This is a genomic window from Niabella pedocola (genome assembly GCF_021044425.1).
GTDB classification, from domain to species: Bacteria; Bacteroidota; Bacteroidia; order Chitinophagales; family Chitinophagaceae; genus Niabella; species Niabella pedocola.
The window spans coordinates 353,524-369,982 of sequence record NZ_JAJNEC010000007.1; the positions used below are offsets into that span (position 1 = coordinate 353,524).

Consider the following 16,459-nt stretch of genomic DNA (forward strand, 5'->3'; position numbering starts at 1 on the left):
AGATGAAAAAAAACTATTTTTTCTTTCTTACTGTATTCCGTATTACCAGCCGCCCCTTCATGGCAATAATCCGGGGCGCGGCATTTTTATCGTCTATTTCTTTTAACAGCAATTCAACGGTACTGGTTACCATATCTTCCAGCGGCTGTTCCCAGGTCGTTAAAGGATAGGGTGTCCATCCCAGCATCCGGATATTATCAAACCCTACTACCGACAAATCTTCCGGAATGCGGAAGCCCACCAGCCGGGCCGCATCCATTACACCAAGCGCAATGATATCACTCCCGCAAAAAATGCAATCAATCTTTTTGTTACGGGTTAACAGCTCCTGTGCCGATTTAAACCCGCTTTCATAGGTATAGGTTCCGGGGATGATCGTAAGTTCTTTGATGTTCCGCTCCCGCAGCACTTCCTGAAACCCCTTCAAACGGTCTACCGTTGTAGAAGTATTCCGCGGGCCGGATATAAAGGCAAATGAGCGGTGTCCCATCTCCACCAGGTAGGTGGCAATCTGCTGTGCCGCCAGGTAATTATCACAATAAACAGCACTGCAATTCAATCCCTCGGCATGTCGGTTAAACAGGATGGAAACGATGCCGCTTCGTTTCAGTTTACGCGTAGCGCCTTCTGAAAGCAGGGCATCGGTTACAATAATACCTTCCACATTAAATTCGAGCAGCTTGGCGATCTCCCATTCTTCGATGATCTCATTCTCCGAATTGTTGAATATAAGCTGATAGCCAAGCGGCGATAAACGCGTATGAAAAATTTCCAGTACCGCAGAATAAAACGGGTCCTTTATATTGCGCATAATGATGCCCACCATCATCGTTTTGCGGGTGATAAGGCTTCTTGCCTGGGCATTGGGTTTGTATTCAAGCTCCGCGGCCGCATCCAGGATCTTCTTCCGCTTTTTCTCCGATACATTGGCACCTCCGGCAAACACACGGGACACAGTGGCCTGTGACACTCCCGCCAGTTGCGCCACATCTTCCGAGGTGGCATTTCGTTTTTCCGGATTTGATTTACCTGCCGATTTCATTGTTGAATACGTATTCAAAAACTAAGGTAAAACTTTCTTACAAACTGACAAATTTTTTTTATTCTTTTTTAAAAAGAAGATCAAAGAGGTGGCGTTTCGCTTTTTAATAGCCGCCTCTTTGATCCCTATCGTGCCCACTTATTATACTTTCTTCAGCTTCCAGCGGCCGCGTTTAAACAGGATGAATGACACCACGGTAATAGCGGCTTCTGCCACGGGTATGGCAATAAATACCCCCCGTTCATTTAATCCAACATACACCGCCAGTAAATACGCCAGCGGTATCTGGAACAACCAGAAGCCAAAAAGATTTACCCAGGTAGGCGTCCAGGTATCGCCCGATCCGTTAAAGGCATTGATCATCACCATCCCTACCCCGTAAAACACAAAGCCACAGGCCATCGTGTACATGGCTGTTTGAGCGATGGATTGCACATGCTGCTCTGTGGTAAAAAAGGAAACCAGCCAGTTGGCCAGCAAAAAGAACACGGCACTTACCAGCAGCATAAACAATACATTGTATTTTACGGTAGTCATCACCGAGGCTTCTGCCCGATCGGGGGCGTTGGCACCCAGGTTCTGCCCTACCAGCGTAGACGCGGCATTGCTCATGCCCCAGGCCGGCAACATAAAAAACATCATCAGCCGCAGTGCCGTTTGATAGCCGGCAGAGCCCTCATCACCTCCGGTTACTGCTACCAGGCGTGCCAGCACGATCCAGCTGCAGGATGCGATGACGAACTGGAAGATACCGGGCACGGCAATTTTCACCATGGAACGGATTACCGGCAGATCCAGTTTAAAGTGAGCAGCACGCATCCTGAATGTTCCCTTGCCGCGAAACAGGTGATACAGCTGGTACAACACCCCGATCGTTCTGCCTGTGGCCGTGGCCATGGCAGCGCCGGTTAAACCAAAAGCGGGTATACCACCCCACCCGTTAATGAATACCGGGCATAGGATGATATTACAGATATTGGCGATCCACAGGCTCTTCATAGCAATGGCCGCATTACCGGCGCCTCTGAAAATACCATTGATCAGGAACAATAGCATGATGGAGATACTGCTGCCCATCATAATAGCCGTAAACTGTTTCCCGTGCTCGGCAGCAGGTTCCGATGCACCCATCAGCAACAGGATCTCTTTGGCATAGAACATACCGGCTACGCTCAGCAATACCGTTACGGCTGTTGCAATCAGCAGCGCCTGTGCCCCGGCATGCGCCGCACCCTCGGGGTTCTTTTCACCAATGCGGCGTGCCACCACAGCAGTAGCCGCCATACTCATGCCGATAGCGATGGAATACATAACGGTTAATACCGATTCCGTAAGGCCTACCGTTTGTATGGCAAAACTGCTTTCCTTTAAGTGCCCTACAAAATACAGGTCAACCAATGCAAAAACAGACTCCATACTCATCTCCAGCATCATGGGAATGGCCAGCATCAATACCGCCCTGCGGATGCTGATGGTTGTATAATCCGTTTCTGTTCCGTTAAACGCCTGTTTCAAAAACAAAAGCGCAGCCGATACCTTCGAGGTACCTTTATGATCAAAAGACATAAATTTCTTATTAATTTAAATGAAAATAAAACGCGATTCCGCAACAGCGGAACGCCACCTGGCAAATAGTTACAACGGAGATCGTTTAATGATACTTAGTGGAGCAGTACAACGATCGAAGCGGCAATGATTTTCATCAAAGTAGATTTTGAAACGCGAAGATAGGATTTTTTGGGAATCCGGAGTTCAGAATTCAGTGGTCAGCCGTCAGTTTTCAGCATTCGGTATTCACGGTTAGTTTACAGTGTGGTATTCGAAATGTTTTTTTTTATTTGACATTATCATTGATGTTTGTTTTTTCCAGAATTTAGATTTTAGTATTTAGTGCTTAGCATTTACCCCGCCGTTTCCCGAAGCTTGTTTTTGTCATTTGCTCTTTGCCTGTTATTTGAGATCTTAAAATTCAGCATTTACTGAAATTTGTTTTTTGCTATTTGATCTTTATTATTTGATCTTTGGCGCTTTCCATTTGACTTTTTCAAATTTAGTGCTTAGAATTTAGTATTTAACCCATACCATCAACTTCAGCATATGAACCGATCACTGCAGTTTTTGCTGCCATTACTTGCGGGCAGTATTTTTTATATATCCGGCGGACCGTTAACCGGCCGGTTGCAGCCCCGGGCTTCTGTAACCGGTGAAAAGATCATGCCGGCTACGGATACCATCAGCGACCAGAGGATCCCGGAGATGGCCATGGAACAACTCAAAAATTTTCCTGAGAAGACGCAGTTTTCCATCGCGGTGCTTCAAAACGGAACGGTTTCTTTCGTTGGCCTGATAAAGGATCAGGAGCGTATCCGCGCCGTTAACAACAGCACCGCCATCTTTGAGATCGGCTCCATTACCAAAGTATTTACCGCTACGGTACTGGCGGATCTGGTGACCAGAAAAAAATTACAGCTCGAAGACAAGATCAATCCTTATTACCCATTCTTATTTAACCAGAACATTCAGCCCGATCTCAAAAGCCTGGCCAATCATACCTCCGGACTTCCGAGACTTCCCTCCAATTTTGCGGCAGCAAGAACGGCACCGCTGAATCCTTACAAAAATTACGGCAGCCTTCAGCTTGAAGATTACCTTAAAAATGAACTGAGCCTGCAGCAACCGGCAGGAGAAAAATTTGAATACTCCAACCTGGGCGCGGGACTATTGGGGTATACACTCGGATTATCGCAAAAAACCAGTTTCCCGGAACTGTTAAAGAAGCTTGTGTTGAACAAATACCACCTGCAACATACGTACACCAGTGCACGGCAGACCGGTTCTCAGCTTGTAAAAGGGCTCAATGAAAAAGGCAACGAAGTTCCCAACTGGGATTTTGACGTGCTGTTTGGCGGAGGGGGCCTGCTATCCTGTGCACAGGACCTGGCAATGTTTGCTACGGCGCAATTTCATGCATCCAATAAGGAGCTGGCGCTTACAAGAATGCCCACGTTTACGGTAAGCGACCGGATGCAAATGGGGCTGGGCTGGCATATTATCCACACCAATGACGGCCGCCAACTGTACTGGCATAACGGGGGCACCGGGGGATATACGTCATCGATGGCGATCGATATCGCCGCTCAAGCAGGCATCATCATTCTTTCAAATATTTCTGCATTCCATCCGCAGAAAGAACGGGTCGACCAGCTTTGCTTTGCCCTTGCACGGCTAATCGGAAAAAAGAAGGCGGCCGTTGCTCCTTAAAAGCAACCGACCGCCGTTTACAGGAAAACGTTTTATATCTTAAATAAACCGGTTGATGATATTTTCATAGTACTCCTGCCTGCCGCTGATCTGCTCCGGCTCTCCGTTTTGAATGGCCAGGTCGCGCAACGCCTCCAGGCTTAAGGTGCCTTCTTCAAAATCCCGTCCGGGCCCATCCGCAAAGGATTGATAACGGTCGGCACGCAGTTTCCGGTATTCGGATTTTTGCAGCACATTATCTGCAATGATCAATGCCCGTGCAAAAGCATCCATCCCACCGATATGCGCATAAAAAAGATCCGCAGCATCCGTTGAGTTCCGCCGGATCTTCGCATCAAAATTGATCCCGCCCCCGCTAAACCCGCCGGCTTCAAGGATGATCAGCATCGCCTCGGTCAGTTCGTTCAGGTTATTGGGAAACTGGTCCGTATCCCATCCGTTCTGGTAATCGCCCCGGTTGGCATCCATCGAACCCAGGAGCCCCGCATCCGCGGCCACTTGTAACTCATGCTGGAATGTATGACCGGCCAGGGTTGCATGGTTCACTTCTATATTCAATTTAAAATCGTTCAGGAGATCGTATTGCCGCAGGAAACTGATCACTGTTGCCGCATCATAATCGTACTGGTGTTTGGTAGGCTCGCAGGGCTTGGGTTCTATAAAAAAAGTGCCTTTAAAGCCCTGTTTCCGGGCATAATCCTTTGACATGTGTAAAAACCGCGCCATATGCTCCTGTTCCTTTTTCATGTTGGTGTTCAGCAGGCTCATATATCCTTCGCGGCCACCCCAGAACACATAGTTTTCGCCCCCCAGCTTCAGCGTGGCATCCAACGCTGCTTTTACCTGGGCTCCGGCATGGGCCACTGCCCTGAAATCAGGGTTTGTGGCAGCCCCGTTCATATACCGTACATGCGAAAACAGGTTGGCGGTACCCCATAATAATTGTACGCCGGTAGCTGTTTGTTTTTCAAGCGCATAATCGGTAATGGCCTGCAGCCGCCGTTCGTTCTCCGCCACGTCGTTGCCATAATCTACCAGGTCCACGTCATGAAAACAATAAAACGGCAGCGACATTTTTGTAAAAAATTCAAATGCAGCGTCCATTTTATCGCGGGCCCGGTCCAGCACATCGCTGCGTTGATCCCATGCAAAAAAATGCGTAGGTCCGCCAAAAGGATCGGATCCGTTTCCGTTAAAAGAATGCCAGTAGGAACAGGCAAAACGCAGCCAGTCTTTTAACGGCCGGCCGGCCACTACCCTTGTTTCATCATACCAGCGAAACGCCAGCGGATTATCCGATTCCAGTCCTTCAAATGTTACCGGACCGATTCCTTTAAAATATTCAGTAGTTCCTGTAAGTACCTGCATAACCTTATTTATTTTGATGAATTTGTTGATCCAGTTGTATCCGCCATTCCTGGTAAATGGCTTCATAAATCGCCTGCAGTGATGCATCCGGTGTAATTACGGCCACCCGCTGCAGGTTTTCAAAAGCATTGGTCTCCGTATATATTCCCAGCCCGATGCCCGCACCGATGGCGGCTCCCACACTGGCGTCGGTGTGATATAATTCCAGTGTAAGTCCTGTAACATTTACAAACGCCCGGGCAAATACCTCGCTTAAAAAAAGATTGGCTTTACCCGCCTTTACAACAGTTGCCCGCAGCCCGTTTTCCCGCATAATATCCAGCCCGTACCGGAAGGCAAACGCAATACCTTCCTGAACGGCCCGGTACAAATGAGCCGGTGTATGCAGATTCAGATCGATGCCGGAAAAACCCGCATCTACCAGGGTGTTCTCCAGCATCCGTTCCGCACCATTTCCAAAGGGATAATAGCGCAGACCTGCGGCACCCGCCGCTATGCCTGCAGCCATTTCGTTCATCCGGGCATAAGAATGTATTCCTCCTGTGCAATCCCGGATCCAACGGTTGCTGATACCCGCACCGTTAATGCAAAGCAACAGCCCGATACGCGCCCGATCCGGAAGATGGTTTACATGCGCAAAACTATTGATCCTCGAAAGCGGGTCGTAAACCAACTGATCGGTTACGGCATAAATAACCCCGCTGGTGCCGGCGGTGGTTGCTATTTCACCCGGCTTTAATACGTTTAATGAAAGCGCATTGTTCAGCTGGTCGCCGGCTTTGTAGGTGATGGGTGTTCCGGCCTTCATACCCAGTGCTGACGCGATGGCTGCACTTAATGTTCCATGAACCGAGAATACCGGTTGAAGGGCTCCAAAAAAACGGGGATCAAATCCAAAAAAATCCAGGATATCTTCCGACACCGTGTTGCTGCGGAAATCCCAGAATGTGCCTTCCGAAAGCATCGAAACCGTACTGGTAACCGTATTGCTCAGCCGGAGCGCAATATAATCGCCCGGCAACATCACTTTTTGGATCTTGTCATAAACGGCCGGTTCCTGCGCTTTTACCCAGGCCAGTTTGGCTGCCGTAAAATTGCCGGGATAATTCAGCAAATGCTGCAGGCACCGTTCCTTTCCGATAGCCTGCAATGCGCGTCCCCCTTCGGACAGGGCACGGCCGTCGCACCAGATGATGGCGTCACGCAACACGTTATTTGCAGCATCCGTAACCACCAGCCCGTGCATTTGATACGTGATCCCTATCGCTTCAATGGCCTGCAGGTTGCAGTCTGGCTGCTCCCCCAGTTTACGGATCGCCGCTTCTACATCGGCCCACCATTGGCCGGGATCCTGTTCAGCCCAACCCGGTTGTACGGATCGAATACTGCGCTCCGCCGTGTCCGGACAGGATGCCGTACACACCACCGTCTGCGTGATGGCATTCACCAGGGCAACCTTCACAGCGGAGGTTCCGATATCAATTCCCAGTAAAAAACGATTCTTTTTTTCAGCAATCATGCGTTCCTTTTTTGGTTCCCGCCCGGGGAACGGATGCAATATACTGTTTTTTAAAATGTAATCGATTTCATTATAGAAATAAAATGGACGGAAAAGGGGTACATTTGCTGCTATGGAAAAACAGGTGACCATATATGATCTTGCACGTGCGCTCAATCTTTCTACGGCTACCATCAGCCGTGCACTGGATGATAGTCCGCTGGTAAAACCCAAAACGCGGGAAAAGATCCGGGCCATGGCCGATAAAATGGGTTACCGTCAAAACCTCATCGCCAGCAACCTGCGCAAACAGCAGTCGCGTACCATTGGTGTACTCCTGCATGAGGTTAACTCCTATTTTTCCACCTCTGTGCTGGCCGGCATTGAGAAGATCACCACCAGGGAAAAATATGATATCCTGATTGCCCACTCCGGTGAAGACGGTGAACGGGAAATTGCCAACACCCGCAATCTTTTTAATAAACGGGTAGACGGGCTGATCGTATCGCTGGCCATGAGCACAGTAGCCACCGATCATTTCAACCCGTTTTTTGAACAGGGGATCCCGGTTGTTTTTTTTGACCGGGTTGCTAAAAAGATGCCCTGCAATAAAATTGTGATCGACAATTTTAAAGCGGGCTACGAAGCCACCACCCATTTGCTGCAACAGGGTTACCGGCGTATTGCGCATATCACCGCCAGTTTACAGCGGAATGTGTACGAAGACCGGTTCAGGGGCTACAAGAAGGCGCTAACGGATCATCATATCCGCTTTGATCCGCTGCTGGTGGAAAGCTGCAGCCTGAACCGGGAAGATACCCTGGCGGTAATGCATCAACTACTGAAGCAAAAGCCCGATGCTTTTTTTATTACCAACGATTTCGCTGCGGCGGTTTGCATGGATGAACTGCAGCGGAGCGGCATCCGCATTCCTGAGGATATCGGGATGATGGGTTTTAACAATGATATCCTCGGCAGCCTCATTAATCCCAGGCTGTCTACCATCGATTATCCAGGCACACGAATGGGCGAAACCGCCGCGCAAATGTTGATCGATAAGATCAAAACAAAAAAGAATGGCAAAGCAACGGCCGAACATAAAAGCGTCATCATTTCCAGTACCCTGCTCATCCGTGAATCATCCGTAAAAAAAGCCCGGCAACGCCGGGGCCATAAATAATATTTTACGGCTACACCCGTCATGAGCGAAGCAACAGGCGCGCCCTTCATGTTCTGCTAAAAACGGTTTAACTGCCGGATATACACCAATAACTCCGCCGGCGAATTTAGGCATTCACCCCCGGGTTGCGGCCTGGATTCATACAATGCTGGTCATTTTTTTATATTATTGTGGCGAATTGAGTGTTTTCTCCTGTATTGTTATTTGCTGGTGTTTATGAAGAAGTTTGTTTTCCTTTTTATTTTTTACGTTCCTACCCTGCTGTTGGCTCAAACGGATTCACTGTTGCATCTGCTCGATGTCTCGATCAAAAAACGGCCTCAATTTGCCCGCATCAAGGAAGGGCGCCTGGACAGCCTGAAGGAACAGATCAACCGCAATACCAACCCGGAAAAGAGCTATAGCCTGTATAACCAGCTGTTCATGGAGTATAAACATTACAACCTGGACACGGCACTGGAGGCAGCAAAACGGAAAAATGACATCGCCGGTCAGTTAAAAAACCGTCAATACCAATACGAGTCCCGGATGAATATTGCCGAGATCATGGGCAAAATGGGGATGTACAAAAAAACATTTGACATCATCGATGCCATCCGGAAGAGCGACCTGGATCCGCAGCAGTGGCGTTATTTTTTTCACCTCTACCACTCGATTTGTTCCCTGCTGTTGCAAAATGCCCTCTCGCAGGAAGAGAAATTATATTACAAGGATCTCATTAAAGGTTACAAAGATTCATTGCTGCAGGTAACCGATCCCCAAAGTCTCGATTACCAGTTGATTCAGAACGGAAAACTCCTGGAAGCAGGCCAATACAACGAGGCCCTTACCCTGATGACCCGCTGCTACCAAACACCCGGGCGTAAGGAAGCCGAACGGGGCGCCATCGCCTACGGGCTTTCCGACATATACGAAGCACTGGGCAATGCAGAACAACAAAAAAAATACCTGGCCATTGCTGCTATTGCCGATATACAGGGAGCCGTTAAAAGCTATATAGCCCTCCGGAAGCTGACGGTATTGCTGTACCAGGAAGGTGACCTGGAGCGTGCCTATACCTATATCCGGTGTTGTATGGAGGATGCTACTTTTTGCAAAGCCCGTTTCCGGATGATTGAAATCTCGGAGGCATTGCCCATTATTGTGGCTACCTACGACAAAAAGATGAAGGAGGAAAAGGACAGTCTTTTTAAATACCTTTTGCTTATTTCGGCGCTTACCCTGGTACTTACGCTCTGTATCGTATTTATTTACAATCAGCTCAAAAAGATATCCGCGGCAAAACAACTTATCCGGAACGCCAATGAAGAGCTAACGGTCATCAACGAAGCATTAAAAGAGGTAAACAAAAAACTCTCCGAATCGGACCAGGTAAAAGAAACCTATATTGGTTATGTCTTCAACCTTTGTTCCTCCTATATCAATAAACTGGAAAACTACCGGCTAACGCTTCATAAAAAACTAAAGGCCCGCCAAACAGATGAGGCACTTCAAATTACCGGAAGCGCATCGCTTGTAACCAATGAACTGAAGGAATTCTTTCAGAATTTCGACGCCGTCTTTTTAAATATCTACCCCAATTTCGTAGACGCGTTTAATGCCCTGCTGAAAAAAGAAGAGCAGATCATTCCCAGGGCCGGAGACATTCTTACCCCCGAACTCCGGGTATTTGCATTGATGCGGCTGGGCGTGACCGACAGCAGCAAAATTGCCGGCTTCCTGCATTACTCGCCCCAAACCGTGTACAATTACAAATTGAAAATAAAGAACAAACTGGCCGTTTCCAAAGAGGAATTTGCCGCCAGGATGCAGCAAATCGGGAAATGACCGGGTCCGGCACCTACTTTGCAACCGGCAAACCCCTACTTTATTATAACTCCCTGTGCAAAACAATAACCTAATTACCAAACACTTGCAATAAAAAACAGCACTTTACCTCCTACTTTCCGTTTCTCCTGGTGATGGGCCGTGCACCCGCTTCCGATATTTTCGGGGAATTGTGTTTTGCCATATTCATATCAAAAAAACTAAATCAGATCCGTTTATGAAATGTATTTTTCGCAGGAAAGGCCTGCTGGCTTTTCTATGCCTGATCGCAATTTTATGTTCACGTTTCCAGGTCTCCGGACAGCAACTAACAAATGCCAGGGGAACAGTGATCGAGCGGGCCACTCAAAAGCCGGTAGCCGGGGCCAGTATCTATATTAAGGGACAAATGACCGGCACTACTTCGGATGCCGATGGAAATTTCCATATCCAACTCCCGGCCAATGCCATCCTTGTAATCAGCAGTATCGGGTATAAAACCCAGGAAATAGCCGTGCAGGAACCGGCCAACCTGACTGTTTACCTGGAGCAATCGGCAGAAAGCCTGGGCGAAATTGTGGTGATCGGCTATGGACAGGTAAAAAAGGGAGACGCAACCGGTGCACTGGCCACACTGAAACCGGATCCGCTGAATAAGGGATTACAGGTAACGCCGCAGGATGCCCTGGTGGGGAAAATAGCCGGGGTCAACATTGTACCCGGCAACGGGGCACCCGGAAGTGAAGGGGTGATCCGCATCCGCATGGGCGCTTCCCTTTCCGCCTCCAATGATCCGCTCATCGTGATCGATGGGGTTCCCGTTGGCAGCGGAGCTCCGTTGAGCTCCATCAACCCGAACGATATCGAAACCTTTACTGTATTAAAAGATGCTTCGGCCACGGCCATTTACGGTTCCCGTGCATCCAATGGCGTCATCATCATTACAACCAAAAAAGGCAGTACTAAAGGGTCAAAACCGCATATCAACTATGCATCCAATTTTACGCTGAGCCAGGTACCCCGGTATTATGATGTACTTTCTGCCGATGAATACCGGAAACTATTTGCAGAAAAAGCAAACGCTCCGGCAGATTTTCAGCTGGGAACCGCCAGCACCAACTGGCAGCAGCAGATCTATCAAACAGGCATCGGGAATGACCATAATCTTTCGGTAACCGGAAACCCGGGTCAATTGCCCTATCGCCTGTCTGCCGGTTACACCAGCCAGAACGGCATCCTGAAGGATAATAACTACCAGCGTACCAACCTGGGCCTGGGCCTCTCTCCTAAATTTCTAAACCGGCACCTGTCGCTCGATATCAATTTAAAAGGAAGCATTGAACGGGAACGACCGGTATCGAACGGGGTCATTGGCAGCGCTATTACCTTTGATCCAACCCGGCCGGTATATGAAACCTACCCCGACAGCACGGGCCTGGGTTATTATGTATGGATGAACGGTGGCAAGCCCGTAACACTGGCTGCCAGTAATCCTGTAGCCGATCTGGAGCTGGCCGACAAACTGGACCAGGTTAAACGCTCGATCGGCAATATTGCGCTGGACTATAAAGTACATGGCTTTGAAGACCTGCGCCTGAATATGAACCTGGGCTATGATGTGCGCAAGCGGAATTACTCGGAAACCATACCGGATAAAGCCCCTTCCATGTACACCTCCAACCGGAACGACGGACGCGGACGTTTGCTTACGCAGGATGATCAGAACACCAATTATATCTTTACGGCCTATGCCAATTATGTAAAGAAGATCGCACCCAAACACCAGGTAGATGCAATGGCCGGCTATGAATGGCAGCGCTTCTGGTACAAAACCGTTCCCAAAAGCGTGGTAAAAGGAGTAGATGATACTTCGGTTCCTGATGAAGATGTGTTATACCTGCTTTCTTTTTTCGGAAGGGTGAATTATTCATTCGGACAAAAGATCCTGCTTACCGGTACTTTGCGGGCAGATGCTTCTTCCCGCTTTGCGCCCCGGAACCGCTGGGGATATTTTCCATCTGCCGCCCTGGCCTATCGCCTGGCCGATGAGCCCTTTATTAAGAACAGTCATACGATATCCGACCTCAAACTCCGGCTCAGTTACGGACAAACAGGACAACAGGATATTGGCGGCTACCATCCCTACCTGGCCAGCTATACCATTTCTACCGACGCAGCCCGGTACCGGTTTGGCAACGACTGGTTAAACATGTACCGCCCGAACGGATACGACCCCAACATCCGCTGGGAAACCACCGGTACCTATAATTTCGGGCTCGACTTCGGATTGCTGAAGAACCGCATCATTGGTAGTGTGGATCTTTACAGCCGCTATACCCGTGATCTTTTAAACAGGATCGCCGTTCCGGCGGGAAGCAATTTCACCAATATTATCGAAACCAATATCGGCGATATGGAAAGCAAAGGATTTGAAATTGCACTGGGCGGCACCCCTGTAAAAACAACCGATTTTGAATGGAGCATTAACGGCAACTTCACCTATGGTACTGCTAAAATAAAAAAGCTCAATACGATCGATACCGAAAACAATTATGTTAAAACAGGTACCATCAGCCGTAATGATTTCCAGGTGCAAAAAGTAGGTGAAACCCCCAACACCTTCTTTTTGCTGAAACAGGCGTATGATGATAACGGCAAACCGCTTGAGGGCAAATACATATCAAAAGACGGCAGCATTACCAGCAGCGAACAGGATGCCAATAAATACATAACCGGTAAGAGCTCCAGAGTTCCGTATTATTACGGCACTTCCACACGGCTGCGCTATAAGCAGGTTGACCTGGGCATCAACGGCCACGGCAGTTTCGGAAACTACGTGTTCAACTACCAGCAGGCCAACCAGGCGCTGATCTCGCTGTTCAGTTCGGAAAAAGTATCAAGTAATATTTCCCGCGCCGCATTGGAACGGGGATTTGCCCAGCAGCGTTATTTTTCAGATCTCTTTTTAGAAAACGGCGCCTTTTACCGGCTGGATAATATCACCCTGGGGTACACCATTTCAAAATTATGGAAGGATGATGCCGGTTTGCGCATTGCGCTCAGTGCCCAGAACCTGCACACATTTACGAACTATTCAGGCGTAGACCCCGAAATTTATACGGGCCTCGACAACAATATTTACCAACGGCCAAGGATCTATACCCTGTCATTGAATCTTAACTTTTAAACGAGCCAAAAATTATGAAACGCAGCAATCTTATTTTTATACTCAGTTGTTTGCTACTCGCAGGCGGATTATCGTCCTGCCTTAAAGATCTGAATACCCTGCCGCTTAACAAAAAACAACTCATCAATGAAGATGTATATAAAACGGCCGCAGGGTACCAGGGTGTTTTAGCCAAATGCTACGGCTCACTTATTTTAAATGGTCAGGCCGGTCCGGACAGCGATGGAGACCTGGGCGGTTTGGATGTGGGTTACAGCGGCTACACACGTGCCCTGTTCTATCTGCAGGAATGTACTACCGATGAAGTGGCCCTTCACTCCGGCAGTTCGCAGGGTTCCCGCGACCTGTTGTTCCTGAACTGGAACCCATCTACTATGATCATGAAGTATTCCTATTACCGCCTTTATATGTCGGTTGCTTATTGCAATGAATTTTTACGCGAAGCCACCGATGATAAATTAAAGGAACGGGGTTTATACGAATCACTGAAAAATGACATCGACGCATACCGTGCGGAAGCACGCTTTATCCGCGCTTATTGCTACAGCATGATCTGCGATCTTTACGGTTCAGGTCCGTTTATCGATGAAACAATGCCCGTAGGCCTCATCCCCCAGCAAAAAACACGGGCCGCCATTTACGACTATGTGGTTTCCGAACTGGAGGCTGTAAAAACACAGCTAAAGGCACCGGGCGCAAATGTATACGGCCGCGTAGACCAGGCAGCTTCCTGGTTCCTGCTGGCGCGCGTATACCTCAATGCGCAAACATGGGTTGGAAAAAATGAATATGAAAAAGCCTATCAATATTCAAAAAACATTATTGCAAATACTACCTATCCCCTGGCACCGGACTACCGTTTTGTATTCCTCGCAGATAACAACACCTGTAAAGAAATCATATGGCCACTGGTACAGGACCAGAACAATACCATTAACAGTGCCGGCACCAATTTCCAGATCAAAGCGCTCATCAACGGCGATATGAGCAATTATTACCTTACCGGGATTGGTGCCCGGGGCTGGGGAAATGCCCGCGTAAAAACGCAGCTGGTAGACAAATTCGAATTATCCGACCAAACCTTCGATGCTACCGATACCTGGGGCGATAATAAAAAAGATAAGCGGGCCCAGTTCTTTACCATCGGACATACCAAAGCTACATGGGTTGCCGGCAAAAGTTTCCAAAACGATTTTAACAACGGGTATGCCAGCATCAAATGGCGCAATGTAACAAAGGACCGCAAAGACCTGGCACCTGGAGGAACGACGTACAGCTCGGTGAATTATCCGATGTTTCGCACTGCCGATGCCTACCTGATGGCCGCGGAAGCCATACTGCGGGGCGCCGGCGGAAGCCGGGCAGAAGCCTTAAACTATGTAAACGAGATCCGCGACCGGGCCTATTTATCCGGCAATTACGGCAGCGGTGTTTCCGGAAGAATCAATGATGGCCAGCTAACGCTGGATTTTATCCTGGATGAGCGCGCACGCGAACTGCATACGGAATCGGTGCGGCGTACGGACCTGATCCGCTTCAATAAATTTACAAAAGGCTATAACTGGGACTGGAAGGGCAGCGATGGAACGGCCAACAATTACACCGGTAAGGATATCGATGATAAATTCAAACTGTTTCCCATTCCGCAGGACGAATTTACGGTCAATCCCAACCTGACCCAAAACCCCGATTTTAAATGATTCATCAACCCGGAAGTGCCAGGGGAACAGTTACAGGTACACAGCCCCGAAGCACTTCCTTATTCTTTTCAAACAAACAATGAGAGCCCTTTATTTTATCCTGCTGTGCTTTGTCCCGGGCCGGACTGCCGCGCAGACATCAAAAGAAGCACTGTTTCAGCATCCTGAAAAAACCGCGGGGGTATACGTTGCCTACCCCGAAAAAGAGATCATTCCCCAAACGCCCGCACCTCCCGGCTACAGTCCTTTTTACATCAGCCACCTGGGCCGGCACGGATCGCGGTACCTCATCAGCGACAGTGAATACAAAGACATGATCGATCTTTTTGAAGCGGCCCGCAAAGGCCATGCACTCACCCCCCTGGGCAACGATGTAGGAAAACGGCTTCAACAACTTTGGAAGGAGGTGGAGTTTCGCGGAGGTGATCTTTCCCCGCAGGGAGTACGCGAGCAGCGGGGCATAGCCGAACGGATGTACCGCAACTATGCCGGTGTTTTTACCGGCGAAAGCCGCATGTCTGCCTGCGCCACCACAATTGTGCGCTGCGTATTAAGCATGGATGCGTTTTGCGAACGGCTAAAGGAACTGAATCCTGCGCTTACAATTCCCCGGAACGCAGGCCTGAAATGGCAGCGCTACCTGAACCATCATACCGAAAAAGCCATCGCCTTCCGCTCGGCAGCCAATACCTGGAGGCCCGGGTACCAGCAATTTGAAAAAGAACACGTACACCCGAACCGGTTACTGCGATCCTTGTTTGCGGACACCGGCTTTCTTCGCGGAAAAACCGATCCGGCAACCCTTATGTGGTCCTTATTTGCCATCGCCGGTGGCATGCAGAATATTGAAACTCCGGGATCTTTTTATGACCTCTTTACCCCACAGGAACTTTTTGACCTCTGGCAATGCAAAAATTATAAAACCTATGTGAATGATGCAAACGCGGCCATCAACGGCGGCATCATGATGGAAAATACCCGGCCGCTGCTGAAAGACATCCTGGACAGCGCGGATGCAGTTATCCGCTCCGGAGGCAGGGGCGCCGACCTGCGGTTTGCACACGACGGCAATATCATTCCCCTGGCAATGCTCCTGCACCTTGAAGATTGTTATAACAGCGTTGCGGCTCCTGCAGACGTTTATAAAGCCTGGAGTGATTTTAAAGTAGCCCCCATGGCTGGGAATATCCAGATCGTTTTTTACAGGAGGAATACGGGTACATCCGATATCCTGGTAAAATTCCTGCTGCATGAAAAAGAAGTACTGGTACCACCCGTTTCAACAAAAACCGCACCTTATTATCGCTGGGAGGATGTGAAATCCTTTTATAAGAAACAGTTATAAAAACAACACAATAAATACTTTCTATCGCGAAAACTATTTTTTCTGTTTTTTGAACAATAAAAAACAGTATAT

Annotated in this window: 10 protein-coding genes; 6 read left to right on the top strand and 4 right to left on the bottom strand. The window is 48.7% G+C overall.

Features of this window, described 5'->3' with window-relative positions:
* Positions 1 to 13: 13 nt before the first annotated feature.
* Together LQ567_RS22455 and LQ567_RS22460 are read right to left on the bottom strand one after the other, a co-directional pair.
* Entirely contained in the window at positions 14 to 1,042 is a 1,029-nt protein-coding gene (locus tag LQ567_RS22455) for a LacI family DNA-binding transcriptional regulator (RefSeq protein WP_231008092.1), read from the bottom strand.
* A gap of 141 nt (positions 1,043 to 1,183) precedes the next feature.
* Positions 1,184 to 2,608 (bottom strand): MATE family efflux transporter, encoded by a 1,425-nt coding sequence (locus LQ567_RS22460; protein ID WP_231008093.1) that lies wholly within the window; start codon positions 2,606 to 2,608, stop codon positions 1,184 to 1,186.
* Between the two features lie 531 nt (positions 2,609 to 3,139).
* On the opposite strand from LQ567_RS22460, the gene LQ567_RS22465 reads away from it, so the two are divergent.
* A complete protein-coding gene (locus tag LQ567_RS22465) occupies positions 3,140 to 4,303 on the top strand; it encodes a serine hydrolase domain-containing protein (RefSeq protein ID WP_231008094.1) in 1,164 nt (387 codons plus the stop codon).
* 39 nt (positions 4,304 to 4,342) lie between these two features.
* On the opposite strand, the gene xylA is transcribed toward LQ567_RS22465, so the two are convergent.
* Together xylA and LQ567_RS22475 are read right to left on the bottom strand one after the other, a co-directional pair.
* Complete coding sequence (xylA, locus tag LQ567_RS22470) at positions 4,343 to 5,671, bottom strand: xylose isomerase (protein WP_231008095.1); 1,329 nt, start codon at positions 5,669 to 5,671, stop codon at positions 4,343 to 4,345.
* A 4-nt stretch (positions 5,672 to 5,675) separates the two neighbouring features.
* Complete coding sequence (locus LQ567_RS22475; protein ID WP_231008096.1) at positions 5,676 to 7,190, bottom strand: xylulokinase; 1,515 nt, start codon at positions 7,188 to 7,190, stop codon at positions 5,676 to 5,678.
* Between the two features lie 112 nt (positions 7,191 to 7,302).
* On the opposite strand from LQ567_RS22475, the gene LQ567_RS22480 reads away from it, so the two are divergent.
* The 5 genes from LQ567_RS22480 to LQ567_RS22500 all read left to right on the top strand — a co-directional run bounded on the left by LQ567_RS22480 (position 7,303) and on the right by LQ567_RS22500 (position 16,387).
* Positions 7,303 to 8,349 (top strand): LacI family DNA-binding transcriptional regulator, encoded by a 1,047-nt coding sequence (locus LQ567_RS22480; protein ID WP_231008097.1) that lies wholly within the window; start codon positions 7,303 to 7,305, stop codon positions 8,347 to 8,349.
* Between the two features lie 216 nt (positions 8,350 to 8,565).
* On the top strand, positions 8,566 to 10,176 hold the full coding sequence (locus tag LQ567_RS22485; RefSeq protein WP_231008098.1) for a DUF6377 domain-containing protein: 1,611 nt from the start codon (positions 8,566 to 8,568) through the stop codon (positions 10,174 to 10,176).
* A 217-nt stretch (positions 10,177 to 10,393) separates the two neighbouring features.
* Complete coding sequence (locus LQ567_RS22490) at positions 10,394 to 13,342, top strand: SusC/RagA family TonB-linked outer membrane protein (RefSeq protein ID WP_231008100.1); 2,949 nt, start codon at positions 10,394 to 10,396, stop codon at positions 13,340 to 13,342.
* A gap of 14 nt (positions 13,343 to 13,356) precedes the next feature.
* The gene (locus LQ567_RS22495; RefSeq protein ID WP_231008102.1) at positions 13,357 to 15,042 is read left to right on the top strand and encodes a RagB/SusD family nutrient uptake outer membrane protein; all 1,686 of its coding nucleotides are present in this window, start codon (positions 13,357 to 13,359) and stop codon (positions 15,040 to 15,042) included.
* 79 nt (positions 15,043 to 15,121) lie between these two features.
* Entirely contained in the window at positions 15,122 to 16,387 is a 1,266-nt protein-coding gene (locus tag LQ567_RS22500) for a histidine-type phosphatase (protein ID WP_231008103.1), read from the top strand.
* Positions 16,388 to 16,459 lie beyond the last annotated feature (72 nt).

Coding starts and splice junctions, on each gene's coding strand:
- LQ567_RS22455 (WP_231008092.1), bottom strand. CDS start 1,042: ATGAAATCGGCAGGTAAATCAAATCCGGAAAAACGAAATGCCACCTCG.
- LQ567_RS22490 (WP_231008100.1), top strand. CDS start 10,394: ATGAAATGTATTTTTCGCAGGAAAGGCCTGCTGGCTTTTCTATGCCTG.
- LQ567_RS22495 (WP_231008102.1), top strand. CDS start 13,357: ATGAAACGCAGCAATCTTATTTTTATACTCAGTTGTTTGCTACTCGCA.
- LQ567_RS22485 (WP_231008098.1), top strand. CDS start 8,566: ATGAAGAAGTTTGTTTTCCTTTTTATTTTTTACGTTCCTACCCTGCTG.
- LQ567_RS22460 (WP_231008093.1), bottom strand. CDS start 2,608: ATGTCTTTTGATCATAAAGGTACCTCGAAGGTATCGGCTGCGCTTTTG.
- LQ567_RS22475 (WP_231008096.1), bottom strand. CDS start 7,190: ATGATTGCTGAAAAAAAGAATCGTTTTTTACTGGGAATTGATATCGGA.
- LQ567_RS22500 (WP_231008103.1), top strand. CDS start 15,122: ATGAGAGCCCTTTATTTTATCCTGCTGTGCTTTGTCCCGGGCCGGACT.
- xylA (WP_231008095.1), bottom strand. CDS start 5,671: ATGCAGGTACTTACAGGAACTACTGAATATTTTAAAGGAATCGGTCCG.
- LQ567_RS22465 (WP_231008094.1), top strand. CDS start 3,140: ATGAACCGATCACTGCAGTTTTTGCTGCCATTACTTGCGGGCAGTATT.
- LQ567_RS22480 (WP_231008097.1), top strand. CDS start 7,303: ATGGAAAAACAGGTGACCATATATGATCTTGCACGTGCGCTCAATCTT.